This window comes from Pseudomonas sp. (genome assembly GCF_051660785.1).
Taxonomy (GTDB): domain Bacteria; phylum Pseudomonadota; class Gammaproteobacteria; order Pseudomonadales; family Pseudomonadaceae; genus Aquipseudomonas.
On the sequence record NZ_JBOFQE010000062.1, the window covers coordinates 37,586 to 64,051 of the forward strand.

Here is a 26,466-nt window from a genome sequence, read left to right on the forward strand (position 1 = left end):
GATGACTGAGTCCGTACTGGTCACCGGTTCCAGCCGTGGTATCGGCCGCGCCATCGCATTGCGTCTGGCCCAGGCCGGGCATGACATCGTGCTGCATTGCCGCAGCGGCCTGGCAGACGCCATCGCCGTTCAGGGCGAAATCCAGGCTTTAGGGCGCAACGCTCGAGTCTTGCAATTCGACGTCTCCGACCGCGCCAGCTGCAAAGCCATCCTCGAAGCCGACGTTGAAACGCATGGCGCCTATTACGGCGTGGTGCTGAACGCCGGCCTGACGCGCGACGGTGCTTTTCCGGCGCTGAGCGAGGATGATTGGGACGTGGTGATGCGCACCAACCTCGACGGCTTCTACAACGTGCTGCACCCGGTAATGATGCCGATGATTCGGCGTCGTGCTGCCGGGCGGATTGTCTGCATCACCTCGGTTTCCGGGTTGATCGGTAATCGTGGCCAGGTCAACTACAGCGCCTCCAAGGCCGGTTTGATCGGCGCAGCGAAAGCGTTGGCGATCGAACTGGGCAAGCGCAAAATCACCGTCAACTGTGTCGCACCCGGCCTGATCGACACGGCAATGCTCGATGAAAATGTGCCGGTGGAAGAGCTGATGAAAATGATTCCCGCACAGCGCATGGGCACCCCGGAAGAGGTGGCCAGCGCGGTGAATTTCCTGATGTCGGCGGAAGCGTCGTACATCACCCGGCAGGTTCTGGCCGTCAACGGAGGCCTGTGCTGATGAAGCGCGTCGTCGTCACCGGCATGGCCGGCATCACCTCACTGGGCAGCGACTGGGACACCATCGCCGGCCACTTCGCGGCCAACCACAGCGGCATTCGCCGGATGGACGAATGGGATCGGTTCACCGAGCTCAACACGCGCCTGGCCGGGCCTATCGACGATTTCAAGGTCCCGAGCCACTGGACCCGTAAGCAGCTGCGCAGCATGGGCCGGGTCTCGCGCCTGGCGGTTGGCGCGTCGGAACAGGCGCTGGCCGACGCCGGACTGTTGGGTAACCCGATCATCAAGGACGGACGCATGGGCGTCGCCTGCGGCTCGTCCACCGGCAGCACCGACGAGATCAAGGCGTTCGGCAACATGCTGCTCAACTCGGTGGCCGAGGGCCTGAACGCCAACTCCTACGTGCGGATGATGCCGCACACGACCGCGGCGAACATCAGCATTTTCTTCGGCCTCACCGGCCGGCTGATCCCGACGTCCAGCGCCTGCACCAGCGGCAGCCAGGGCATCGGCTACGCCTACGAATCGATCAAGTTCGGCCGCCTGCCGCTGATGCTCGCCGGCGGCGCCGAAGAGCTCTGCCCCACCGAAGCCATGGTCTTCGACGCGCTCTACGCCACCAGCCTGAAAAACGACGCCCCACAAACCAGCCCACGCCCTTACGATAAAGGACGCGATGGCCTGGTAATCGGTGAAGGCGGCGGCATGTTGGTCCTCGAAGAGCTCGAGCACGCCCTCGCTCGCGGCGCACACATCCACGCCGAACTCGTCGGTTTCGGCAGCAACGCCGACGGCCAGCACACCACCCGCCCTGAGCAGGCCACCATGCGCCGGGCCATGGAACTGGCGCTGGAAGACGCCGGGCTGCAGCCGTCGGACATCGGCTATGTAAATGGTCACGGCACGGCTACAGAACAGGGCGACATTGCCGAAACACTGGCCACCAGCGCGTTGTTCGGCGAACACATGCCGATCAGCTCGCAGAAGAGCTTCCTCGGTCACACCCTGGGCGCCTGCGGTGCGCTGGAGTCCTGGTTCAGCATCGAAATGATGAACCGCGACCTGTACGTCCACACGTTCAACCTCGACGAGGTCGATCCGCATTGCGGCAAGCTCGACTACCTGCGCGGCGAATTCCGGCAGATGAGCAACGAGTACGTGATGAACAACAATTTCGCTTTTGGTGGCGTCAACACCTCGTTGATTTTCCGTCGCTGGCACTGATCTGGAAGACGTTTGGAGTGAAGGGAATGACTCGGTTTCGGCGCATCGGCGCAATGTTCACCCTGGCCGTTGCGCTGAGCGGCTGCACCAGCAGCCCGGTGTACACCGCCAAGGAAAACTTCTCCAGCGACAAAGGCCTGACCAACGACCGGATGAGCCGCGCCATCGTCACCGCGCTGATTGAGCGTCAATGGGTCGTGCAGTCGGCGCGACCGGGCATGATCAAAGCGGCCATCACCGTGCGTGAGCGGCATCACGCCGAAATCGACATCCCTTACACGCCCACCTCGTTTGAAATGGACTACCGCGACAGCCGCGGCCTGGACTACAAGGACGGCAGGATCCATGGCACCTACAACCGCTGGATCAACTACCTGCGCGACGACGTCGTCAAGCAACTGTCCTCCGACCCGGACGTGGATCAGGTCTTCGCGTCGCAAGGCGCCTATGAACCCACCTACCAGGACTTCCAGGAAGGCGTGAAACGCGCCACCGAAGTCGGTCTGCTGGACGGCAGCGTCAAGTTCTACCTGGCGGGAGAAGCCCTGCCGACGCAGGTGCGCAAACTGAATCCTGTGAGCAGCAGCCGAAGAGCCGGCGACGACGAAGACAAATCTGCTGAAGACGCCTGCTACTGGGCATTGCAATCGACCTTGGCGACCTTGCAGAGCAAAGCCAAAAAGGCCGGCGCCAACGCCGTGATCAACATCGCCGGCATCAGCAAACGCGACTTGAGCCAGGACACCGGGAAATACCAGTGCAGTGACGACGAGGAAATCCCGGGGCTAGAGGCGCTGAAGGCGGTGGTGTCCGGGGTGGCCTTGCGCGGGGATCTGGTCCACGTCGACTGAAGCGAGTACCACAAGAACGACAAAGGGCGCCTTTCGGCGCCCCTTCACAAACAGGTCGGCTTGTCATCGCCTGTGCCTGTCTGGCTCTGCGATGGCTGGTTGCCCAGGATCCTAAGAGTCTTGCAAGTCCCTTTCGGGAGCCGTTCAAACGCTTACTGAGCCTGGATCAACTTGCTCTCAGCAACGCCCGCGCGGCCGGTCTTGTCGTCGACGACTTGCAGGTTGTTGCGGGCCTTTATGAAGCCGACCTTCACTTCCTGCCAGACAAAGTAATTCTTGCCAGCCTCTGCGGTGAGTTTCAGTTCAGAATCGTTTTCCGCAGAAGACACCAAAGTCTGCTGACCGGCCGGGACGGCCAACATCAGGTAAGACTTGGCCACGGTCTGGCCGACCGGTTTGCCGTTGAGCGTGACTGGCATTTTTACGCCTGCGCCCATGCTCTCGTTGCGATAAACGTAGATGTTGGCTTTGTCCGGACTTACCTGGAAAGTCTTGGCCTGAGCGTCCTGGGTTTCATCAGCCATTTTTACCGAAGCACAACCGCCAGTCAGCGCCATCATGGCCAGAACAGCGGTAAACGTTAACTGCTTGAACATCGTGTATCTCCATATTTTGTGATGAATCCAATAACGGTTATCGGCCGACTAGAAAAAAGTCCAAGTGGCGCATCTACAAAAACCTCGAGCCCCTAAGGCGTCAGCTTGCGCGTCAACAACTCCACAAACGCCTTGGCCATCGGCGACTTCTGGTCTTTGCGCTGCACCAGCCACACCGCCGACACCGCTGCCGGGTCGAGCAACGGCCGATACACCACGCCCTCAATGCGCATCCGCTGATAAGACGCCGGCAACACCGACACCCCCAACCCCGCCGCCACCAATCCGATAATCGTCATCGCCTCGCCCGCCTCTTGCGCGAAGTGTGGGCTGAAGCCAGCATCACGGGCCAGGCTGAGCAACTGTGCGTACAGACCACTGCCATAACTGCGTGGGAAAAATACGAACGGTTCGAGGGCCAGCGCTGACAGAAACAAGCCTTCTTCACTGCCATTGACCAGCGGATGTTTGGAGCTGAGCACTGCCACTAGCGGCTCTCGCATCAGTTCCACGACGCTGAGGGATTCCGGCAGCCCGAGCGGTCGCATGATGCCGACCTCGATTGACTCATCGACCAGCGCATCGGCCACTTGGGTACTGCTCATTTCGCGCAGATTCAAATGCACCGCCGGGAAGCGCTGGCGGAACGAAAAAATCGCCTGGGGAATGGTCGAGTTGAACGGCGCGGACGAGGTGAAGCCGATCTTCAGTTCGCCCAACTCGCCGAGCTGCGCACGCCGTGCCACATCGGCCGCTTTGTCGACCTGCGCCAGCACCAGTCGCGCCTCTTGCAAAAACAGCCGACCGGCTTCACTGAGTTCCACCCGACGGTTGGTGCGCTCGAACAGCCGCGCGCCCACCTCCTGCTCCAGCGCCTGAATCTGCTGGCTCAGCGGCGGTTGCGAGATGCCCAGTACCTGAGCGGCGCGGCCGAAGTGCAGTTCTTCGGCGACGGCGATGAAGTAGCGCAGGTGACGCAATTCCATGAAAACTCCATTAGGTCGTTAAACCTATCAAACAGGTCGAACAATATATTGGATTGAATCATTAGGCAGCTATATGCTTTTTTCATTGCCTGACCGGCTGCGCCCTCCGAGGTCTGAAGTGAAAACTGCTGTCGCCCCCCTTGCCCATGAAGTTCCGCCCGCCGCGTTGGACGATGCTGTCGCCGAATTGAAGGAGATTTACATCGAGAAAGGCACACCGATGTTCATGCGCACGGTGCTGGCGCTGTTCTCCGGCGGCTTCGCGACCTTCGCCCTGCTCTACTGCGTACAGCCGATGATGCCGCTGCTGTCCCACGAGTACTCGATCAACGCGGCACAAAGCAGCCTGATCCTGTCGGTGGCCACCGGCATGCTCGCCATCGGCCTGCTGATCACAGGGCCGATTTCTGATCGCGTCGGGCGTAAGCCAGTGATGGTGACCGCGTTGTTCGCGGCAGCCTTGTGCACCATGGCCAGTGCAATGATGCCAAGTTGGGAAGGCGTGTTGATCATGCGTGCGTTGATCGGGCTGTCGTTGAGCGGCCTGGCGGCAGTCGCCATGACGTACCTGAGCGAGGAGATCCACCCGCAGCACATCGGCCTGGCAATGGGTTTGTACATCGGTGGCAACGCGATTGGCGGGATGAGCGGCCGCTTAATCACTGGCGTATTGATCGACTTCGTCAGCTGGCACACGGCGATGCTGGTGATTGGTGGTCTGGCGCTGATTGCGGCGGCAGTGTTCTGGAAAATCCTCCCCGAATCACGCAACTTCCGCGCTCGCTCGCTGCACCCGCGCAGCCTGCTCGACGGTTTCACCATGCACTTTCGCGACGCCGGTTTGCCGCTGCTGTTCCTTGAAGCGTTCGTGCTGATGGGCGCGTTTGTGACGCTGTTCAACTACATCGGCTATCGCCTGCTGGCCGAGCCGTATCACATGGACCAGGTCTTCGTAGGGCTGCTGTCGGTGGTGTATTTGTCGGGCATCTACAGTTCGGCAAAAATCGGCTCGCTGGCCGACAAACTGGGCCGGCGCAAAGTGCTATGGGCGACGATCGTGCTGATGCTCGCGGGTCTCGCGCTGACCCTGTTCACGCCACTGCCGGTGGTGATCATCGGCATGCTGATCTTCACCTTCGGCTTCTTCGGCGCGCACTCGGTGGCCAGCAGCTGGATCGGTCGCCGGGCGGTCAAGGCCAAAGGGCAAGCGTCTTCGCTGTACCTGTTCAGCTATTACGCCGGCTCGAGTATTGCGGGGACGGCGGGCGGGGTGTTCTGGCACTTGGGCGGGTGGAACGGGATCGGGTTGTTCATCGGTGCGTTGCTGGTGATTGCGCTTTTGGTGGCGTTGAAGCTGGCGAAGTTGCCGCCGCTGCCAGGCACCGCACAGGGTTAGCCACAAACGCGCCCTAGCGGTAATCGCGAGCCAAGGTACACTGACGGCATTCGTCAGTCTTGGTAAAGGGAAGCCAGAATGCGCCTGGACCGTCTCCACATTCAGAATTTTCGTTGCTACGAAGATGCCACTTTCGACTTTCAGCCGGGTTTCAATCTGGTGGTGGGGGTTAACGGGAGTGGGAAGACTTCGTTGTTGCAGGCGGTGGCCGCATCATTCGTTGAGTTTGCCAACGCAATGACAGCCGACCGAACCTTCTCAATAAACGATGATGTTCGTGTAGTTGTTGATAAATTCCAAGGCAAAACTCGATACGAAAAAAAATTCCCTCTTTCGATAGTGAGTACAGGGGATGTATTGGGTACAAACGAATGGAAAACGTTCAGCCTTGTTGAGGATTCACCTGCTGCTTCGAATAAACAGCTGAAAAACAAGGTTGACCAAGTACTTTCCTTATCTGAGGCACAAACTACTCCGGACCTGCCCATCCTTTCGTTTTACCGCGCGGACCGACGTTGGAAGAGTGCGAATATTTCGGCAGAGTTTGCAGCCCAGCAAAAGGTTTCCCGCTTTGATAGCTATAGCAACTGGTATGACGCAGTCACGGATCTAAGGGATTTCGAAAGCTGGTTGATCGCCAAGACGCTTGAGCGAATGCAAACCTTGCTGGATGAAGGAATGACGTCTGCACCATTTGACGACGAATTAGCATGGGTCAACCAAGCGATTCAGTTTGCATTGCCACAATCGACGGACTTACGTTACGACCTTCGGATGCAGTGTTTGCTCGTAGATATGAACAATGGGCAAACCCTTCCCTTCAATCTGCTGAGCGATGGCCAACGCGGCATGGTCGCCCTCTTCGCAGATATCGCCCGCCGCATGTGCATCCTCAATCCGCACATGGGCAAGAACGTCCTGAAAAAAACTCCAGGTGTCGTAATCATCGATGAATTGGACATTCACCTCCACCCAACCTGGCAACGCAACATCGTTCCGGCACTGAAGAATGCTTTCCCTAAAATTCAGTTCATCGCCGCTAGCCATTCGCCGCAAATAATCGGAAGCCTAAGGCCAGAAGAAATAATGGTGCTCCATGACGGAAATGCAACACACCCTCGTGTCAGTTATGGGTTGGACTCCAGCCGAGTACTGGAAGAAGTCATGGGGGTATCAGGACGTGAACCCGAGATAGAGATCCTTCTGAATGAGCTATTCAGCACCATCGAAGACAACGATCTGGAAAAAGCCAAATCCCGACTTCAAGCTCTCAAGGAAAAAGCCCCTGACTTGCCTGAGTTTGCAGGCGCCCAAGCGTTGATCCGGCGCAAGGAGCTTCTAGGAAAATGAGACAAGTGTTCAAAGGAACTGAGCCTGCTTCGTTTATCCAGTGGAAAGCCGAGGCTAACGAAGATTGGAGTCCCACTTATACCTCACTGCAAAACCCGGAAAAGTATGACCTGCACACTAGTTTGTTGTTGGAGCAGGGCTATTTTTGCTGTTACTGCGCTAGAGACATAAACCACTCGTCCAGTCACATTGAACATTTCAGGCCGCAAGAAGACTACAAGAATCTGGCTTTGGAATACCAAAATCTTCATGCCTCTTGCATACGGAAAAAAGAGTCAGGCTCTCCATTGCATTGTGGACACCAGAAGGATAACTGGTTTGATGAAGACGAACATATTTCTCCCCTGGAGGAAAGTTGTGAAAAACGCTTCCGCTATCTCCAAACGGGAGAGATTCAAGCGACAGAGGCGACAGACACGCAAGCTTCGAAGATGATCGAGATACTTGCGCTAGACATTGCCTACTTGAACAACCGACGTCACGAAATCATCAGCAAGCTTTTTGATCCCGCATTTATAAGACAGGCAAGTGACGAAGATTTCGAAATCATCGCTAATGCGTTCCGCTCAACACCGCTAAGTGAACAGTCTGCCTTCGATCACGTCATCGTCCGCTATGCCGAACAACTTTTGATTTCCTGAAGTTGCGTTCCAAACAAAAACGCCCGGCATAAGCCGGGCGTTTTCGTTATCGGATAGTGATCACTCGTGATACTGCGCCGACAGCTCATGCACTGCGCGCAGGAACGCGCCCGCATGCTCCGGATCAACTTCAGGCGTGATGCCATGGCCGAGGTTAAACACGTGGCCGCTGCCCTTGCCGTAACTGGCGAGGATCCGGCCGACTTCGGTGCGAATGGCTTCTGGCTTGGCGTAGAGCACGGTCGGGTCCATGTTGCCTTGCAGTGCGACTTTGCTGCCGACACGATCACGTGCGTTGCCGATGTCGCAAGTCCAGTCCAGGCCCAATGCATCAGCGCCAGCGTCGGCAATGCTTTCCAGCCACAGGCCGCCGTTCTTGGTGAACAGGATGACCGGAACCTTGCGGCCTTCGTGCTCGCGGATCAGACCGCTGACGATTTTGCGCATGTAGGCCAGGGAGAACTCCTGGTACGCCGCCGCCGACAGGTTGCCGCCCCAGGTGTCGAAGATCTGCACCGCTTGCGCGCCGGCCATGATCTGGCCGTTGAGGTAGCTGGTGACCGACTGCGCGAGCTTGTCGAGCAGCAGGTGCATGGCTTGCGGGTTGTCGTAGAGCATGGCCTTGGTCTTGCGGAAGTCTTTCGACGAGCCGCCTTCGACCATGTAGGTGGCCAGGGTCCATGGGCTGCCGGAGAAGCCGATCAGCGGCACGCGGCCGTTCAGTTCGCGGCGGATGGTGCTGACCGCGTCCATGACGTAGCCGAGGTCTTTATGCGGATCAGGAATCGGCAGGGCTTCGATGTCAGCCATCGTGCTGACGACTTTCTTGAAGCGCGGACCTTCACCGGTTTCGAAGTACAGGCCCTGGCCCATGGCATCGGGGATGGTGAGGATGTCGGAGAACAGGATCGCCGCGTCCAGTTGCGGATAGCGATCGAGCGGCTGCATCGTGACTTCGCAAGCGAACTCCGGGTTCATGCACAGGCTCATGAAGTCGCCGGCCTTGGCACGGCTGGCGCGGTATTCCGGCAGGTAGCGACCGGCCTGACGCATCATCCATACCGGCGTGACGTCAACGGGTTGCTTGAGCAGGGCGCGAAGGAAACGGTCGTTCTTCAGGGCAGTCATGTCGGCATCCGGAAAAAAAGTGCGGGCATTTTCTCAGAGCGCGACGCAAAAGGCACGGCAAGCGCCGCACCTTTTGTCTATCGGGTCAATTTGTCGCATTTTTGCAGCACCACACAACACTGTGGGAGCTGGCCTGCCGGCGATGCAGGCACCTCGGTTTGTCAGGTAGACCGAGGTGATGCTATCGCTGGCAGGCCAGCTCCCACAGGTACTGCATTCCAATCTATTAGAAAGTAATCAGACGCCCAGGTAATCCAGGATCCCTTCAGCCGCATTGCGGCCTTCGAAGATCGCTGTCACCACCAGGTCAGAACCGCGAACCATGTCGCCACCGGCGAAGATTTTCGGGTTGCTGGTCTGGTGCTTGTACTGACCTTGCTCCGGGGCCACAACGCGGCCCTGGCTGTCGGTCTGGATGCTGTGCTGTTCAAACCACGACGCCGGGCTCGGGCGGAAACCGAAGGCGATGACCACGGCGTCGGCCGGGATGATCTCTTCGGAGCCCGGGATCGGCTCAGGGCTGCGACGGCCACGGGCGTCCGGCTCGCCGAGACGGGTCTCGACCACTTTCACGCCTTCGACCTTGTCTTCACCAACAATGGCGATCGGCTGGCGGTTGTAGAGGAATTTCACGCCTTCTTCCTTGGCGTTCTTCACCTCTTTGCGCGAGCCTGGCATGTTGGCTTCGTCACGACGATAGGCGCAGGTCACCGACTTGGCGCCCTGACGGATCGACGTACGGTTGCAGTCCATCGCCGTATCGCCGCCGCCCAGTACCACGACCTTCTTGCCTTTCATGTCGACGAAATCTTCCGGCGACTTTTCAAAGCCCAGGTTGCGATTGACGTTGGCGATCAGGAAGTCCAGCGCGTCATGCACGCCCGGCAAATCCTCACCGGCAAAGCCGCCCTTCATGTAGGTGTAGGTGCCCATGCCCATGAACACGGCATCGTATTCTTCGAGCAGTTGCTCGACGGTGACGTCCTTGCCCACTTCGGTGTTCAGGCGGAACTCAATGCCCATGCCGGTGAAGACTTCGCGACGATTGCTCAGCACGGTCTTTTCCAGCTTGAACTCCGGGATGCCGAAGGTCAGCAGACCGCCGATTTCCGGGTTCTTGTCGAACACCACCGGGGTCACGCCGCCACGTACCAGCACGTCGGCACAACCCAGGCCCGCCGGGCCTGCGCCAATGATGGCGACACGCTTGCCGGTCGGTATGACCTTGGACATGTCCGGGCGCCAGCCCATGGCGAACGCAGTGTCGGTGATGTATTTCTCGACCGAACCGATGGTCACCGCGCCGAAGCCGTCGTTGAGGGTGCAGGCACCCTCGCACAGACGATCCTGCGGGCACACCCGGCCGCACACTTCCGGCAGGGTGTTGGTCTGGTGCGACAGCTCGGCGGCCTGGAGGATGTTGCCCTCGGCCACCAGTTTCAGCCAGTTCGGAATGAAGTTGTGCACCGGGCACTTCCATTCGCAATACGGGTTACCGCAACCCAGGCAGCGGTGGGCCTGATCGGCCGAATGCTGGGGTTTGAAGGGTTCGTAGATCTCCACGAACTCTTTCTTGCGTTGACGCAACAGTTTCTTCTTCGGATCTTTGCGCCCGACGTCGATGAACTGGAAGTCGTTATTCAGACGTTCAGCCATTGTTAAAACCTCATCAAACTCTTCAGGCGCATATCACTGCGGGTTGGCACGGGTGCTGGAAAGCAACGATTTCAGGTTGGCAGCCTTGGGCTTGACCAGCCAGAAACGACGCAGATAGTCGTCGAGGTTTTCAGCGAGGTTACGGCCCCACTCGCTGTCGGTTTCCTCGACGTATTCGTTCAGCACGCGTTGCAAGTGGCTGCGATAGGCTTCCATCGCCTCACCGCTGATCCGCTGGATTTCCACCAGTTCGTGGTTGACCCGGTCAACGAAGCTGTTGTCCTGGTCGAGCACATAGGCGAAACCGCCGGTCATGCCTGAGCCGAAGTTGTAACCGGTCTTGCCCAGGACGCAGACGAAACCACCGGTCATGTACTCGCAGCAGTGATCGCCAGTGCCTTCCACCACGGTGTGAGCACCGGAGTTACGCACCGCGAAACGCTCGCCTGCGGTGCCGGCGGCGAACAGCTTGCCACCGGTGGCGCCGTACAGGCAGGTGTTACCGATAATGGCACTGTCCTGAGTCTTGTAGACGCTGCCCTTCGGCGGAACGATGACCAGCTTGCCGCCGGTCATGCCTTTGCCGACGTAGTCGTTGGCGTCGCCTTCCAGGTACATGTTCAGGCCGCCGGCGTTCCACACGCCGAAGCTCTGACCGGCCGTCCCTTTGAAGCGGAAGGTGATCGGCGCGTTCGCCATGCCTTGGTTGCCGTGCTTGCGAGCGATTTCACCGGAGATCCGCGCGCCGATCGAACGGTCGCAGTTGCAGATATCCAGGGCGAAATCGGCGCCACTCAGATCGTTGATGGCCGAGGTGGCCATGTCGACCATTTTCTCGGCCAGCAGGCCTTTGTCGAACGGCGGGTTGCGGTCGACCTGGCAGAACTGAGGTTTGTCTGCCGGGATGTGATCGCTGCCCAGCAACGGCGTCAGGTCCAGGTGTTGCTGCTTGGCGGTCTGGCCTTCGAGGATGTCCAGCAGATCGGTACGACCGATCAGCTCTTCGAGGGAGCGCACGCCCAGCTTGGCCAGCCACTCACGGGTTTCTTCGGCGACGTAGGTGAAGAAATTCACCACCATGTCGACGGTCCCGATGTAGTGATCCTTGCGCAGCTTCTCGTTCTGAGTCGCGACGCCGGTGGCGCAGTTGTTCAGGTGGCAGATACGCAGGTATTTGCAACCCAGCGCGATCATTGGCGCGGTGCCGAAACCGAAGCTTTCAGCGCCGAGGATGGCCGCCTTGATCACGTCGAGGCCGGTTTTCAGGCCGCCGTCGGTCTGTACCCGGACTTTGCCGCGCAGGTCGTTGCCACGCAGGGTCTGGTGGGTTTCGGCCAGGCCGAGTTCCCACGGAGCGCCCGCGTATTTGATCGAAGTCAGCGGCGACGCACCGGTGCCGCCGTCGTAGCCGGAGATGGTGATCAAGTCCGCGTAGGCCTTGGCCACACCGGCCGCGATGGTGCCGACGCCCGCTTCTGCCACCAGCTTCACCGAGACCAGCGCCTTCGGGTTGACTTGTTTCAGGTCGAAAATCAGCTGCGACAAGTCTTCGATCGAATAGATGTCGTGGTGCGGTGGCGGCGAGATCAGGGTCACGCCCGGCACTGCATAACGCAGCTTGGCGATCAGACCGTTGACCTTGCCACCTGGCAGCTGACCACCTTCGCCGGGCTTGGCGCCCTGAGCGACTTTGATCTGCAGCACTTCAGCGTTGACCAGGTATTCCGGGGTCACACCGAAACGGCCAGTCGCAACCTGTTTGATTTTCGAGCTCTTGATGGTGCCGTAACGCGCCGGGTCTTCGCCGCCTTCGCCGGAGTTGGAACGCGCACCGAGGCGGTTCATGGCTTCGGCCAGGGCTTCATGAGCTTCCGGCGACAAGGCGCCGAGGGAGATGCCCGCGGAGTCGAAGCGCTTGAGCACCGATTCCAGCGGTTCGATCTCGCTGATGTCCAGCGGCGTGTCCAGGGTCTTGACCTTGAACATGTCACGAATCATCGACACCGGACGGTTGTCCACCAGCGCCGTGTATTCCTTGAACTTGCTGTAGTCGCCCTGCTGCACAGCGGCCTGCAGGGTGTTGACCACGTCCGGGTTGTACGCGTGATATTCACCGCCGTGGACGAATTTCAGCAGACCGCCCTGCTGGATCGGCTTGCGCGGGCTCCAGGCTTCGGCAGCCAGGGCTTTCTGCTCGGCTTCGATGTCGACGAAACGCGCACCTTTGATGCGGCTCGGAACGCCACGGAAGCTCAGCTCGCAGACTTCTTCAGACAGGCCGATGGCCTCAAACAACTGCGCACCGCGGTACGACGTGATGGTCGAAATGCCCATCTTCGACAGGATCTTCAGCAGACCTTTAGTGATGCCTTTGCGGTAGTTCTTGAACACCTCATAGAGGTCGCCCAGGACTTCACCAGTACGGATCAGGTCGCCCAGCACTTCGTAGGCCAGGAACGGATAGACCGCCGAGGCGCCGAAACCGATCAACACCGCAAAGTGATGCGGGTCACGAGCAGTCGCGGTTTCCACGAGGATGTTGGAATCGCAACGCAGGCCTTTTTCGGTCAGGCGGTGGTGCACCGCGCCAGTGGCCAGGGAAGCGTGGATCGGCAGCTTGCCCGGGGCAATGTGACGGTCACTCAGCACAACCTGGGTGCGACCGGAGCGCACGGCTTCTTCAGCCTGATCGGCAACGTTGCGGATCGCCGCTTCGAGGCCGACGCTTTCGTCGTAGTTGAGGTCGATGATCGCGCGCTCGAAGCCCGGGCGATCGAGGTTCATCAGCGAGCGCCACTTGGCCGGAGAAATGACCGGCGAGCTGAGGATCACGCGCGAGGCGTGTTCCGGCGACTCCTGGAAGATATTGCGCTCGGCACCGAGGCAGATCTCCAGCGACATGACGATGGCTTCGCGCAGCGGGTCGATCGGCGGGTTGGTGACCTGCGCGAACTGCTGGCGGAAATAGTCGTACGGCGTGCGTACGCGCTGGGACAGCACGGCCATCGGCGTATCGTCGCCCATCGAGCCGACGGCTTCGTAGCCTTGCTCACCGAGCGGACGCAGCACCTGATCACGCTCTTCGAACGTGACCTGGTACATCTTCATGTACTGCTTGAGCTGGTCAACGTCGTAGAACGCCGAACCGTGGTCGTTGTCTTCCATGGTTGCCTGAATGCGCAGGGCATTCTTGCGCAGCCATTGCTTGTACGGATGACGGGACTTCAAGCGGTTGTCGATGGCATCGGTGTCGAGGATCTGGCCGGTTTCGGTGTCCACGGCAAAGATCTGGCCCGGGCCAACGCGGCCTTTGGCGATCACGTCTTCAGGCTGATAGTTCCAGACACCGATTTCCGAGGCCAGGGTGATGAAACCGTTTTTGGTGGTGACCCAACGCGCCGGACGCAGACCGTTACGGTCGAGCAGGCACACCGCGTAACGACCATCGGTCATTACCACGCCGGCCGGGCCGTCCCACGGCTCCATGTGCATCGAGTTGTATTCGTAGAACGCACGCAGATCCGGGTCCATGGTTTCGACGTTCTGCCACGCAGGCGGAATGATCATCCGCACGCCACGGAACAGGTCGATACCACCGGTGACCATCAACTCAAGCATGTTGTCCATGCTGGAGGAGTCAGAACCGACACGGTTGACCAGCGGGCCGAGTTCTTCCAGATCCATCAAGTCGTTGGTGAACTTGGTGCGACGGGCTACGGCCCAGTTGCGGTTGCCGGTGATGGTGTTGATCTCGCCGTTGTGCGCCAGGAAGCGGAACGGTTGAGCCAGCGGCCATTTCGGCAGGGTGTTGGTCGAGAAGCGCTGGTGGAACACGCAAATCGAGGTTTGCAGGCGCTGGTCGCTGAGGTCTGGATAGAAGGCGGTCAAATCCGCCGGCATCATCAGGCCTTTATAGATAATGGTCTTGTGCGAAAAGCTGCAGATGTAGTGGTCGGTGTCGGCGGCGTTGGCCACGGACGAACGACGACGAGAGGTGAACAGCTTGATCGCCATGTCCTGGTCACTCAGGCCTTCACCACCGATGTACACCTGTTCGATCTGCGGCAGGCGCTCCAGGGCCAGACGGCCGAGGACGCTGGTGTCGATCGGCACTTTGCGCCAGCCGACGAGTTGCAGGCCGGCAGCGAGGATCTCGCGGTTCATGTTCTCGCGAGCGGCTTCGGCTTTGACCGGGTCCTGGTTGAAGAAGACCATGCCCACGGCATATTGCTTGGGCAGTTCGACGCCGAAGGTTTCCTGGGCAATGGCTCGCAGGAACACATCCGGCTTTTGAATCAGCAAGCCGCAACCGTCACCGGTCTTGCCGTCGGCGTTGATCCCACCGCGGTGGGTCATGCAGGTCAGGGCCTCAATGGCCGTTTGCAAAAGGGTATGACTGGGCTCGCCCTGCATATGGGCTATCAGGCCGAAACCGCAGTTATCCTTGAATTCATCTGGTTGGTACAGACCTGCTTTCATAGACACTTTCTCACCAGGCTGCCTCTTTCCGAGGCAAATTTCTTTTCAATTCAACCACTTGCGATCCGCGCCGAACGTACGCCGGCTTGGCGGGGGCAAAAGGGTGGTCATTGTACACAGCGTCACAGAGGCCCACAAATTTGACGACGAACTGTCGCAAATCTATGTCGCATTTGTGAAAGGTTTAAAGCGATCTGCTGTGCTAGTCAAAACTTTTTTAATTTTGACCGCAACGACTCAAAGACTACTGTAACGCAGACACCACAAGGCACGCGGCCTGAAGAGGCGGCATGCGCTTGCAGAAATTTTGAGGTGCCGGGAGTGGCGGCCTGGGTAAGGCCGCCGAATCTTCAGCGAGTTGTTGCCAGTTCCTGTTGGACGCTGGCGACAGTGCGAGGCCAAGGTTTACCAGCCTGAACCTTCGCTGGCAAGGCCTTGATGGCGGTAAGGGCTGCATCACGGTTGGCGAAGTTACCGTAAGTGATGACGTAAAGCGGCTTGCCGTTGAGGACTTTCTTGAAATAACGGTACTCGCCGCCTTGCTCTTTTACGAAGTTTTGCGCAGTCGCTTCGGAGCTGGTGCCAAGGATCTGCACCACATAGTTGCTTGTAGGTTGCCCGGCGTACCAGGTGCCGCCGGCGCCTTTCGCAGCTGCGGCGACTGGCTTCTCGGCTGGCTTGGCGGTGGCCACGACGGCAGGCTTGGCTGGCGCTGGAGCGGGAGCCGGCTTGACGGCAGGCGCAGTCGGGGCCGGTTTGGCGGTCGCGACCTGAGTCGGCGCTGGCACCGGTTTGGCGGCAGGCGTCGGCGCAGGGCCTGGCTGGATGCCCGCCGGCGGCGCAGTGGTGGTCACGGTGGGCGGTGTAGCGCTGGAACCTTCCACCGGCACGCCGTCGTCACCTTCGGTGATGCCACCGGCCGCTTCAGCCAGCGGACCGCGCATGACCGGTTGCGAGTTGCCGACCAGCGGCAATGGCATCGGTTGCGAATTACCGGCGAATTCTACGGAAGGCGCACCGCCGCTGTTAGGTTGTGGCGTGCCCTGGCCGAGCGGCAGTTGCGCCTGTTCGTTGGCAGGCGCGCCAGTGGTCGGTGCTTTGCTGCGACCCGGCATCAACCAGGCGGCGGCTACCGCGACCACGACAACGGCGGAAATCGCCAATACGTGTTTCTTCGGCATGTTGAACCCCATACTTGGACGCTTCACCGCTGAGCGGCTGGCAATCATGGCTTCGATCATTGCATCGCGGGCAACCTGGTTGATGTTGCCAGGCCAGCCGTCGGAGCTTTCGTGAATATCAGAGATCTGATCTGCGGTGAAAAGTTCGATACCCCGGCCAGCGCCTTCAAGCCGCTGGTCCAGATACTCGCGGGTTTCTTCTTCGGTGTAAGGCTGCAACTCGATGACGTGGAAGCGCTCTTCTTCGAGGCTCAGCGCGTCCAGTTGCGCAATCAGCGACAACTCGCCGAACAGGAACACGTGCGGACGACCTTCCGGCGCGCCGGCGGCCAGGGCCAGCAAGGCCTCCAGCGCGGATTCGTCGAGCTGCTCGGCGTCATCCACCAGCAAATAGACTTCCTGACCGGTCAGCGCCAGTTGCACGACCTGCGACAGGATCGCGTTGACCTCCGCCTGGGCGACGTTCAGCGCTTGAGCCACCTGACGCAGCACCCCGGCAGCATCGCCAGCGCCACGGGCGGAAACCACCACGCTCTGCACCGACTGCTTGTTGGTGCTGGCCACCAAGGCCTGGCGCAACAGGGTTTTGCCACTGCCTTGGGGGCCGGTGACCACCAGCAGCAACTGGCTGTAGCGTGCCAGGTGATGCAGTTGCCCCAGCACCGGTTTGCGCTGGGCCGGGAAAAATTTGAAGCCAGGCACCCGTGGAGCAAAAGGGTCATGACTCAACTGGTAATGGCCGAGGAAAGCCTCGTCGGCATGCAAACTAGTCATCGGGATCTTATTAACCTTTAAGCTGAGCCAGGGCGCGGTAATCCGCTCCCAGCGTGGCCTGTAAAACTTCTTTCGGATAATCGTCGGTCACCACCGCTTCGCCCATATGGCGCAGCAGCACCAGGCGTAAACGACCGTCGATCACTTTCTTGTCAATTGCCATGTGTTCGAGAAAATCGGCTTCGGTCATCTCTTCCGGCGGGATGACCGGCAAACCCGCACGCTGAAACAGGCGAATCCCGCGATCGCGCTCTTGCTCGCTGATCCAGCCCAGTCGCGCGGACATTTCCAAAGCCATTACGGTGCCGGCAGCGACGGCTTCGCCATGAAGCCAGACACCATAGCCCATATGGGTTTCGATAGCGTGGCCGAAGGTGTGGCCGAGGTTCAACGTGGCACGAACACCGGTTTCCTTTTCGTCGGCACCGACTACCTCAGCCTTGGCCGCGCAGGAACGTTCGATGGCGTACGTCAGGGCGACCTGATCCAGCGCGCGCAGGCGATCAACGTTTTCTTCGAGCCAGGTCAGGAACGGCTCATCGCAGATCAGTCCGTACTTGATGACTTCCGCCAGCCCCGCAGAGAGCTCGCGGGCCGGCAGGGTATTGAGTGTCGCGGTATCGACCAGCACGACATTCGGCTGATAGAAGGCACCGACCATGTTCTTGCCCAGCGGATGGTTGATCCCGGTCTTGCCGCCCACCGAGGAGTCGACTTGCGACAGCAGCGTGGTCGGGACCTGGATGAAGTCGACACCGCGCTGATAGCAAGCCGCCGCAAAACCGGCCATGTCACCAATCACACCGCCGCCGAGGGCGATCACGGTGGTGCGGCGGTCGTGGCGTGCGGTCAGCAGACCGTCGAAAATCAGTTGCAGGGTTTCCCAGGTTTTGAAGGCTTCGCCGTCGGGCAGCACCACGGAAATGACCGAGAACTGCGCGAGGCTGCGGGTCAGACGTTCGAGATAGAGCGGCGCAACCGTCTCGTTGGAGATGATCGCCACTTGCCGTCCGCGGATATGCGGGGCCAGCAGCTCAGGCTGATCCAACAAACCTTCGCCAATATGAATCGGGTAGCTACGCTCGCCTAGATCGACCTTGAGTGTCTGCATGTGTCCCCACAGTGAAGATGGAATCAGGCGTCCTGCCTTGAGTTAACGAATGTCCAGGGCATCTGCTGGTGTGACGCCGTTCGGTAGCCATCCGCCACAACCTTGAGCGGTCGTGACAGGACGCCGAGGATAGCGCATTTCGCGCCTCGCTTTAACGGGGAGGTAGCTGCTGCAAGCGTTCGAGAATATCGAGCACCACCATTCGCGGTGGCCGCTCATCGGTTTCAACCACCAGGTCGGCGATTTCCCGATACAGCGGATCGCGGATCGCCAGCAGATCCCGCAGGGTCTTGGCCGGATCGGCAGTGCGCAACAAGGGGCGATTGCGATCGCGGGACGTGCGGCCGACCTGCTGCTCGACAGAAGCATGCAGATAAACCACCCGACCACCGGCGTGCAAAGCGCGACGATTGGCTTCGCGCATCACCGCGCCTCCACCGGTCGCCAGCACCACGCCGTCGCAGCCACACAGCTCGGCAATCATCGCCTGCTCGCGGTCACGAAAGCCCGGTTCGCCTTCTTTATCGAAAATCCACGGGATATTGGCGCCCGTGCGCAATTCAATTTCCTTATCGGAATCTTTGAACGGCAGGCGCAGCTCTTTGGCCAGCAACCGGCCGATGGTGCTTTTTCCAGCCCCCATCGGTCCAACAAGAATCAAATTTCGCACAGAATCAATGACTCACAGCAATCGCCTGGTTATTCATGATACGCGGAGTGAGAAATACCAGCAGCTCGGATTTTTTCTCCGAAACTACGTCACGCCGGAAAAGGCGGCCAAGATACGGCACATCACCGAGAAATGGCACCTTATCTACAACCTTGCTTTGAGTATTTGAGAAAACACCGCCAATCACGATGGTCTCGCCATCATTGACCAGGACCTTGGCATTGACCTCGTTTTTCTTGATCGGCGGCACATCCTGGACCTTGTTCAGGTAGTCCGGTTCGTCCTTGGTGACCTTGACCTCCATGATGATGCGGTTGTCCGGGGTGATCTGCGGCGTGACCTCAAGGGACAGCGACGCCTCTTTGAACGACACTGACGTGGCACCGCTGGAGCTGGCTTCCTGATACGGGATCTCGGTGCCCTTGAGGATTTTCGCGGTTTCCTTGTCGGACGTGACGACCTTGGGTTGCGAGACGATTTCGCCGTTACCGGTCTTCTCCATCGCGGTCAGCTCCAGGTCCAGCAGCACGTTATCGGTGATGAAGGCGATGCCGATCCCCGAGGTATTGCCCGCAGCGCCCAAATCGACGAACGGCGAGTTGGTGCTGGTGCTGCCCGGCGTACCGATGGTGGTCGACGAACCATTGCTGACGCCCGAGGTGTTCCAGTTGCCCTTGTTCTGTACCGAACCACCCCAGCGCACGCCGAGGCTTTTGTCGTAGTCGACGTTGGCTTCGACGATTCGAGCCTCGATCATCACCTGACGCACCGGGATATCCAGTTGCGCCACGATGCGACGCAGTTCGTCGAGTCGGTCCTGGGTCTGGTAGGCAATGATGTTGTTGGTCCGCTCATCGACCGTGATCGAACCACGCTCGTCGACTTTCGCTTCGGCACTGGTCACCGAGGTGAACAGCTTGGCGATGTCGGCAGCCTTGGCGTAGTTGACCTGCAACAGCTCACGACGCAAGGGCGCAAGATCGGAGATCTGTTTCTGCGATTCCAGTTCCTGGCGCTCGCGCGCGGCGATTTCATCAGCCGGCGCCACCAGCAGGACGTTGCCGATCTTGCGCTTGTCCAGGCCTTTGGTTTTCAGCACCAGGTCCAGGGCCTGGTCCCACGGCACGTTCTGCAAACGCAGGGTGATACCGCCCTGCACCGTGTCGCTGGCCACCAGATTGAGGTTGGTAAAATCGGCGATCAGTTGCAGCACCGAGCGCACATCGATGTCCTGGAAGTTCAGCGAGAGCTTTTCACCGGTATAGGCGAAACGCTCGGCATTACGCTTTTGCAGATCGTCGACGGTCATGGGCCGGATGCTGACCGTGAGTTTGTTGTCGGTCTGGTAGGTCGAATAATCGAACGCGCCGCTAGGCTCGATACTGATCGTGGCCCGGTCGCCCGTAGCGCTGGCATTGACGAACTGCACCGGGGTGGCGAAATCCTTGACGTCCAGACGAACGCGCAACGGCTCAGGCAATTGGGTCCTGGCGAAACCGAGGATGATCTTGCCGTCGCGTTCCTGGATGTCCGGGGCGATGGACGGATCCGACAGGTCAATCACCACGTTGCCTTCACCCTGCGTGCCGCGCTGGAAATCCACACCGCGGATGGCCTTGCCCACGGGAGCATAGGTTTTCGTCGGGGCGGGCGTTGCAGTCGCTGCGCGGGGTGCACTGGTGGGCGGTCGGGCAGCCTTGTTATTGGCTCCCTGCCCGACCACCACAATCAGTTTGTTGCCTTCGACGCGCGCGCTGTATGGGGTCAGCTGCGTCAGGCCAATGATCAGCCGCGTGCGGTCCTTGGCTTCCACAACCGTCGCACTTCGGGCATTACCGCTGCCCAGTTCGTGATTCTTTTTCTTCAGCTGACTGACCACGCCTGGCAGGTCCAGCGCAATTCGCGCAGGCTGTTCGGTCGTGTAACCGTGGGGCTGCGGCGGCGGCCCATCGAAAGACAACTTCAACTCGACACGATCACCCGGCAGCGCGGCGACATCCAGCGCGTTGAGGTTGGCCGCTTGTACCATCGGCGACAGCAACGCTATCCATAGCGAGATACCGAGGGTTGAGAAAATCCTGTTCATTATTCGAGTTCCACTATGAGTGCTCTTTCAAAGGGATGGTCCGCGGCCGTTCGAGCCAGGCGCCTTCGCCGTCGGGAACGATTTCGACCACATCGACTTGCGAGCCGCTGATGGCGACGATCCGTCCATCGTTACGCCCCAGGTAATCGCCGACTTTCAGCCGATGCACCCCGCCTGCCCCGCGCAACAGCGCAAAGGAGCCGGTGGCATTGGAGATCGTGCCGACCATTTCAAACTGCTCGATGTTGAAACCTTCGAGGTATTGCCTGGCCCGATTGGGGTCGGGTTTGACGTTGCGCGAACCGCGCTTCTGCCCCGCCAGGTCGACCCTGACCTGCCGGGAAAACGGGCTGCGCAGGTTGGCAGCGCTGTAGGTGAACGCTGGGTAAGACCGGAATGTCGGCGTTGGTTCAATCTTGCCGGGTGGCCGCAGACGCACTTCGTTCATGTAAGCGTCGAGGTCACCGACGTCATTGCCATTGCCGCAACCGGCCAGCCCGGCGAACAACACAACCATCAACAAGCAACGAATCGGGGTCATTTCTGCTGCCCCTTGTCGTTGTAGCGGTAGGTCTTGGCGAGGATGCTCATGCGCAGTTTCGGACCGCCCTCGGGGTCGGCCGGCTCGAGGTCGAAATCATGCAGCGTAACGATCCGCGGCAACCCGGCCACGCCACTGACGAACGTCGCAAGGTCGTGATAGGCGCCGGTAACGGTGATCTGGATCGGCAGCTCAATGTAGAACTGCTGGGTAACCTCCGGCAGCAACTTGATCTCTTCGAACTCCAGCCCGCTACCGAGGCCAGTGCGAGTGATGTCCTCCAGCAGCCCGGGGACTTCGGTGTCGCTGGGCAATTGACGCAGCAGCACGCCGAAAGAGTTCTCCATCTCTTTCATTTGCTGGGTGTACAACTCCAGGTTCGCCGCCATGTGCGCCTTGGTCGCGAACTGCTCCTTGAGGGTCGACTCCTCCTCACGTTGGAGCTTGAGGTGATCTTCCTGATCGCTGACGTAAAAGGTGTATCCGAGGGTCAACACCAGCACCATCAGCAACACACCCGCCAGGGCCTTGATGGCCGGCGGCCAGGAACCCATGTTGTTGGTGTCCAGGTCGTTGATGTCGATCTTGCGCAGGCCTTCAAACCATTCCGAGGGGCTCATTTTCCAGCCTCCACGACAGCGGGCTGGGTCTGACGGACGGTCAACTGAAAGACGTTGGCCTGATCCAGCTGCCCGGCGGTAGTGGCTTTGACTTCTGTGAGACTCGGCGCATCGAACCAGTCGGACGCATCCAGATTGCGCATCAGGTCCGACACACGATTGTTCGATTCCGCCGCGCCGGTAATGGACAGGGTCTTGCCGGCCATCTTCACTTCGGTGAAATACACCCCGTCCGGCAGGGTACGCGCCAACTGGTCGAAAATTCGCCCGCTGATCGGACGGTTGCCTTGCAGGTCCTGGATGATGCGCATGCGCTCGACGAGCTGCTGGCGACGGGACTTCAGCTCGCTGATCTGCTTGATGCGCTCGTCGACCACGACAATCTGCTTGCCGATGTAATCGTTACGGGCCACTTGTCGGTCAATGGCAGCGTTGATGACCTGGTCCGCGATAAAAATCGCGCCCACCGAGCACACCAACACGCCGACCAGCGCCAGCAAAAAGCGTTTGCGGCGCTCTTCACGCAGCTCTTCGCGCCAGGGTAACAGGTTGATCCGCGCCATCAGTCGAAACTCCTGAGCGCGAGCCCGCAGGCGATCATCAGTGCCGGCGCATCGCTTGCCAGGGCACCAGCGTTGACCTTACTGCTCAACGCCATGTCGGAGAACGGGTTGGCCACCTGGGTCGGCGTGCCCAGCCGCTGTTCGATCAGGCGATCAAGCCCCGGCACCGACGCGGTGCCGCCCGCCAGCAAAATATGATCGACCGCGTTGTACTGACCGGAGGCGAAGAAAAACTGCAACGACCGGGACACCTGCTGCACCAGCGCATCGCGAAAAGGCTGCAAGACTTCGCTGACGTAGTCATCCGGCAATCCACCCTGCTTCTTCGCCAGCCCCGCCTGTTCGACGGTCAGCCCATAACGACGCTGGATTTCCTCCGTCAGCTGCCGACCGCCGAACAATTGTTCGCGGGTGTAGATGATCCGCCCGTTGTACAGCACGCTCAGGGTGGTCATGGTCGCTCCGATGTCGACCACCGCCACGGTCAGCCCCTCCTGAGAGATTGCCAGTTGCGCCGCCAGCAACGAGAACGATCGCTCCAGCGCGTAGGCCTCGACGTCCACCACCCGCGCCGTCAGACCGGCCAGCGCCAGCGCGGCTTCACGCACCTCGACGTTTTCCTTGCGACAGGCCGCCAGCAGCACATTGACCCGCTCCGGGTTGCGCGCCGACGCGCCCTGGACTTCGAAGTCGATGGCGACTTCGTCCAGCGGGTAAGGGATGTACTGATCGGCCTCAATCTTCAGTTGGTTTTCCAACTCATCGTCGGAAAGACCTGCGTCCATCTCGATGGTTTTGGTAATGACTGCCGAACCGGCAACGGCCACGGCGACATTCCTGAGATTGGTTTTGGCCTTGAGCAGCACGCGCGCGAGTGCCTGGCCCACGCCTTCGAGCTCGGCGATGTTTTTCTCGACTACAGCGTTGGCGGGCAATGGTTCGACCGCATAGGCTTCGACCCGATAGCGGTCGCCCTGGCGACTGAGCTCAAGCAGCTTCACCGACGTGGAGCTGATGTCGATCCCGAGAAGCGTGTTGGCTTTTTTATTGAAGAGTCCTAGCACTACCAATTCCCTATGACTATCCGTGTCTTACGGACTCTGTAATACCCATTGCGTTCAAACCACCCGTCTTGACAGCAGCGCAAATGACGCTCTCGACGTAAAAATGCTTATAATGCCCAGCGTTTTTTTCCGGTTTTTACTGCAAGCGCGGGTCGTTCCCTGTTATCTGAACCCTGTTGCCCAATTCATTCTTTGCCCTGGATATCCCAAAGCCTTGATTCGTCTGCTGAAATTTTTCGGTTGGTCCATCGTCGCCGTTTTCTGCGGACTGCTCCTTGGTCTGAGCGGCGCGTTTCTTTACCTTAGTCCGGGATTGCCATCTGTGGAGGCTCTGAGAAGCATCCAGTTGCAGATTCCGTTGCGGGTGTACAGCAGCGATAACAAGTTGATCGCAGAATTTGGCGAAATGCGTCGCACACCGATCCGTTTCGCCGACATTCCCCCCAATTTCATCAATGCGTTACTAAGTGCTGAAGACGACAATTTCGCCAATCACTACGGTGTCGATCCCAGCAGCCTGATGCGTGCTGCGACCCAGTTGGTAAAAAGCGGACACATCCAGTCCGGCGGCAGCACCATCACCATGCAAGTGGCGAAGAACTTCTTCCTGACCAGCGAACGCAGCTTCTCGCGTAAAACCACCGAAATCCTCCTGGCCCTGCAGATCGAACGGCAGCTGACCAAGGACGAGATCCTCGAGCTGTACGTCAACAAGATCTACCTGGGTAACCGCGCCTACGGCATCGAAGCCGCCGCGCAGGTCTACTACGGCAAATCGATTCGTGACGTCAGCCTGGCGCAGATGGCGATGATCGCCGGCCTGCCGAAAGCCCCTTCGCGCTTCAACCCGCTGGCCAACCCGGCCCGTAGCAAGGAGCGTCGCGACTGGATCCTGGGGCGCATGTACAAGCTCGGCAAGATCACCGAAGCCGACTACACCACCGCCATCAACGAGCCGCTCAACGCCAGCTACCACGTGCCAACGCCGGAAGTGAACGCGCCGTACATTGCTGAAATGGCCCGTGCCGAAATGGTCGGCCGTTATGGCAGCGATGCATACACCGAAGGCTTCCGCGTGACCACGACGGTACCGAGCAATCTTCAGGAAATGGCTAACACAGCGGTCCACGAAGGCTTGATGACCTACGATCAGCGTCACGGCTATCGCGGCCCCGAATCGCGCCTGCCGGGCAAGACTCGCGAGGCCTGGGCCACCGAACTGACTAAACAGCGGACCATCAGCGGCTTGGAGCCGGCCATCGTCACCCAGGTCGACAAGAACGGCTTGCAAGTGATCACCCGCACCGGTGAAGAACACGTCGCTTGGGACAGCATGAAATGGGCACGTCCATTCCTGAACACCAACAGCATGGGCGCCAATCCGAAGCAGCCTTCTGACGTGGCTCAGGTCGGTGACCTGATTCGCGTGCAGCGCCAACCGGACAATTCGCTGAAATTCAGCCAGATCCCGCAAGCACAAGGCGCGCTGGTGTCCCTTGATCCTCAAAACGGCGCCATCCGCTCGCTGGTCGGTGGTTTCGCCTTCGAGCAGAGCAACTACAACCGTGCCATGCAGGCCAAGCGTCAGCCGGGTTCGAGCTTCAAGCCCTTCGTGTACAGCGCCGCGCTGGATAACGGCTACACCGCCGCCAGCCTGGTGAACGATGCGCCGATCGTGTTCGTCGACGAGTACCTGGACAAGGTTTGGCGTCCGAAGAACGACACCAACACCTTCCTCGGCCCGATCCGTCTGCGTGAAGGCCTGTACAAGTCGCGCAACCTGGTGTCGATCCGCCTGGTGCAGGCGCTGGGCGTCGATCGCACCATCGACTACATCAGCAAGTTCGGCTTCAACAAGCAGGACCTGCCGCGCAACTTGTCCCTGGCCCTGGGCACCGCGACCCTGACGCCAATGGAAATCGCCACGGGCTGGAGCACCTTTGCCAACGGCGGCTACAAAGTCAGCCCGTACATCATCGACAAGATCGAGAGCCGCAATGGCGACACGCTGTTCGTCGCCAACCCGCCGAGCGTTCCTCAGGGCGACGTAGCGACCAACGGCATTGCCGCACCGGCCGATGCCCAGGCGTTCACGGTCAATGCGACCCCGGGCGAGGCTCCGGTTGCACCCGGCGCTGCACCCCAAACGCCGGCCGTGGCTGAACGCATCGTCGATGGTCGCACCACCTTCATCCTCAACAGCATGCTTGAGGACGTGATCAAACTTGGCACCGGCCGCCGCGCTCTGGCCCTGGGCCGCAGTGACATTGCGGGCAAGACCGGTACCACCAACGAATCCAAGGACGCCTGGTTCTCCGGCTACAACGCCGATTACGTGACCACCGTCTGGACCGGCTTCGATCAACCGGAAAGCCTGGGCAAGCGCGAGTTCGGTGGCACCGTCGCGCTGCCGATCTGGATGAACTACATGGCTGCCGCCCTCAAGGACAAGCCGCCTCACACCCAGGCAGAGCCGGAAGGCATCCTCAGCCTGCGGGTTGACCCGGTCAGCGGTCGCGCGGCGAGCCCAGGCACGCCAGGCGCGTACTTCGAGCTGTTCAAGGCCGAAGACACGCCACCGTCGGTGAATGAACTGGGTAATGGCAATGCGCCGGGTAGCCCGCTGCCGGCGGATGAAGCGGCACCGATCGATTTGTTCTGATCGCTTAGCCACACAAAAAGCCCCGCCTTCGGAAGAAGAGCGGGGCTTTTTACTGCCGTCAGGTTTTGTGTTGTCTTGAGTGCCCCATCGTCGGAACGCCGCCCGGAGCCGGCTCGCTCCCACATTGGAATGCGTACCCCTGTGGGAGCGAGCCG

At 59.7% G+C, this 26,466-nt stretch carries 20 protein-coding genes; 7 read left to right on the forward strand and 13 right to left on the reverse strand.

From position 1 onward, the window contains the following. The first annotated feature begins 1 nt into the window (after position 1). Genes fabG through ACRC4F_RS17550 form a run of 3 tightly spaced genes read left to right on the forward strand, consistent with a single transcriptional unit; the run spans position 2 to position 2,807 of the window. Positions 2-730 carry a 3-oxoacyl-ACP reductase FabG gene (gene fabG, locus ACRC4F_RS17540; RefSeq protein ID WP_438660487.1) on the forward strand — a complete coding sequence of 243 codons (729 nt, stop codon included), beginning with the start codon at positions 2-4 and terminating at the stop codon, positions 728-730. Continuing rightward, positions 730-1,956, forward strand: coding sequence for a beta-ketoacyl-ACP synthase (locus ACRC4F_RS17545; RefSeq protein WP_438660488.1), 1,227 nt, complete (start codon positions 730-732; stop codon positions 1,954-1,956). Before fabG ends, ACRC4F_RS17545 begins: the two co-directional genes overlap by 1 nt. A gap of 26 nt (positions 1,957-1,982) precedes the next feature. After that, the gene (locus tag ACRC4F_RS17550; RefSeq protein WP_438660489.1) at positions 1,983-2,807 is read left to right on the forward strand and encodes a hypothetical protein; all 825 of its coding nucleotides are present in this window, start codon (positions 1,983-1,985) and stop codon (positions 2,805-2,807) included. A 152-nt stretch (positions 2,808-2,959) separates the two neighbouring features. Here ACRC4F_RS17550 and ACRC4F_RS17555 read toward each other — a convergent pair whose 3' ends face one another. Together ACRC4F_RS17555 and ACRC4F_RS17560 are read right to left on the reverse strand one after the other, a co-directional pair. Next, complete coding sequence (locus ACRC4F_RS17555) at positions 2,960-3,403, reverse strand: DUF2846 domain-containing protein (RefSeq protein ID WP_438660490.1); 444 nt, start codon at positions 3,401-3,403, stop codon at positions 2,960-2,962. Positions 3,404-3,495: 92 nt separating this feature from the next. Further along, entirely contained in the window at positions 3,496-4,389 is an 894-nt protein-coding gene (locus ACRC4F_RS17560) for a LysR substrate-binding domain-containing protein (protein WP_438660491.1), read from the reverse strand. Between the two features lie 166 nt (positions 4,390-4,555). Here ACRC4F_RS17560 and ACRC4F_RS17565 point away from each other — a divergent pair, with 166 nt between their 5' ends. The 3 genes from ACRC4F_RS17565 (at position 4,556) to ACRC4F_RS17575 (ending at position 7,776) form a co-directional block, all read left to right on the forward strand. Then, a complete protein-coding gene (locus tag ACRC4F_RS17565) occupies positions 4,556-5,785 on the forward strand; it encodes an MFS transporter (RefSeq protein ID WP_438660504.1) in 1,230 nt (409 codons plus the stop codon). 78 nt (positions 5,786-5,863) lie between these two features. Continuing rightward, positions 5,864-7,135, forward strand: a complete 1,272-nt coding sequence (locus tag ACRC4F_RS17570) for an AAA family ATPase (protein ID WP_438660492.1) — start codon at positions 5,864-5,866, stop codon at positions 7,133-7,135. Then, positions 7,132-7,776, forward strand: a complete 645-nt coding sequence (locus tag ACRC4F_RS17575; protein WP_438660493.1) for a retron system putative HNH endonuclease — start codon at positions 7,132-7,134, stop codon at positions 7,774-7,776. The genes ACRC4F_RS17570 and ACRC4F_RS17575 overlap by 4 nt, the downstream gene beginning before the upstream one ends. A 60-nt stretch (positions 7,777-7,836) precedes the next feature. On the opposite strand, the gene hemE is transcribed toward ACRC4F_RS17575, so the two are convergent. The 11 genes from hemE to ACRC4F_RS17630 all read right to left on the reverse strand — a co-directional run bounded on the left by hemE (position 7,837) and on the right by ACRC4F_RS17630 (position 23,649). Next, positions 7,837-8,904, reverse strand: a complete 1,068-nt coding sequence (gene hemE / locus ACRC4F_RS17580; protein WP_438660494.1) for a uroporphyrinogen decarboxylase — start codon at positions 8,902-8,904, stop codon at positions 7,837-7,839. A 237-nt stretch (positions 8,905-9,141) separates the two neighbouring features. Continuing rightward, the gene (locus ACRC4F_RS17585; RefSeq protein WP_109627581.1) at positions 9,142-10,560 is read right to left on the reverse strand and encodes an FAD-dependent oxidoreductase; all 1,419 of its coding nucleotides are present in this window, start codon (positions 10,558-10,560) and stop codon (positions 9,142-9,144) included. Between the two features lie 33 nt (positions 10,561-10,593). Then, complete coding sequence (gltB, locus tag ACRC4F_RS17590) at positions 10,594-15,039, reverse strand: glutamate synthase large subunit (RefSeq protein ID WP_438660495.1); 4,446 nt, start codon at positions 15,037-15,039, stop codon at positions 10,594-10,596. 350 nt (positions 15,040-15,389) lie between these two features. Then, on the reverse strand, positions 15,390-16,994 hold the full coding sequence (locus ACRC4F_RS17595; protein ID WP_438660496.1) for an SPOR domain-containing protein: 1,605 nt from the start codon (positions 16,992-16,994) through the stop codon (positions 15,390-15,392). 10 nt (positions 16,995-17,004) lie between these two features. Next, the gene (gene aroB, locus ACRC4F_RS17600; protein WP_438660497.1) at positions 17,005-18,105 is read right to left on the reverse strand and encodes a 3-dehydroquinate synthase; all 1,101 of its coding nucleotides are present in this window, start codon (positions 18,103-18,105) and stop codon (positions 17,005-17,007) included. Positions 18,106-18,256: 151 nt separating this feature from the next. Next, positions 18,257-18,775 (reverse strand): shikimate kinase AroK, encoded by a 519-nt coding sequence (aroK, locus tag ACRC4F_RS17605; protein ID WP_010464421.1) that lies wholly within the window; start codon positions 18,773-18,775, stop codon positions 18,257-18,259. A gap of 4 nt (positions 18,776-18,779) precedes the next feature. Then, complete coding sequence (pilQ, locus tag ACRC4F_RS17610) at positions 18,780-20,861, reverse strand: type IV pilus secretin PilQ (protein WP_438660498.1); 2,082 nt, start codon at positions 20,859-20,861, stop codon at positions 18,780-18,782. Between the two features lie 13 nt (positions 20,862-20,874). Further along, complete coding sequence (locus ACRC4F_RS17615) at positions 20,875-21,402, reverse strand: pilus assembly protein PilP (protein ID WP_438660499.1); 528 nt, start codon at positions 21,400-21,402, stop codon at positions 20,875-20,877. Beyond that, positions 21,399-22,022, reverse strand: coding sequence for a type 4a pilus biogenesis protein PilO (gene pilO / locus ACRC4F_RS17620; RefSeq protein WP_438660500.1), 624 nt, complete (start codon positions 22,020-22,022; stop codon positions 21,399-21,401). Before pilO ends, ACRC4F_RS17615 begins: the two co-directional genes overlap by 4 nt. Then, positions 22,019-22,585, reverse strand: a complete 567-nt coding sequence (locus tag ACRC4F_RS17625) for a PilN domain-containing protein (protein WP_438660501.1) — start codon at positions 22,583-22,585, stop codon at positions 22,019-22,021. Before ACRC4F_RS17625 ends, pilO begins: the two co-directional genes overlap by 4 nt. Further along, positions 22,585-23,649, reverse strand: coding sequence for a pilus assembly protein PilM (locus ACRC4F_RS17630; RefSeq protein ID WP_438660502.1), 1,065 nt, complete (start codon positions 23,647-23,649; stop codon positions 22,585-22,587). Before ACRC4F_RS17630 ends, ACRC4F_RS17625 begins: the two co-directional genes overlap by 1 nt. Positions 23,650-23,866: 217 nt before the next feature. Between ACRC4F_RS17630 and ACRC4F_RS17635 the strand changes: the two genes are divergently transcribed. Then, the gene (locus tag ACRC4F_RS17635) at positions 23,867-26,311 is read left to right on the forward strand and encodes a penicillin-binding protein 1A (RefSeq protein ID WP_438660505.1); all 2,445 of its coding nucleotides are present in this window, start codon (positions 23,867-23,869) and stop codon (positions 26,309-26,311) included. Positions 26,312-26,466 lie beyond the last annotated feature (155 nt).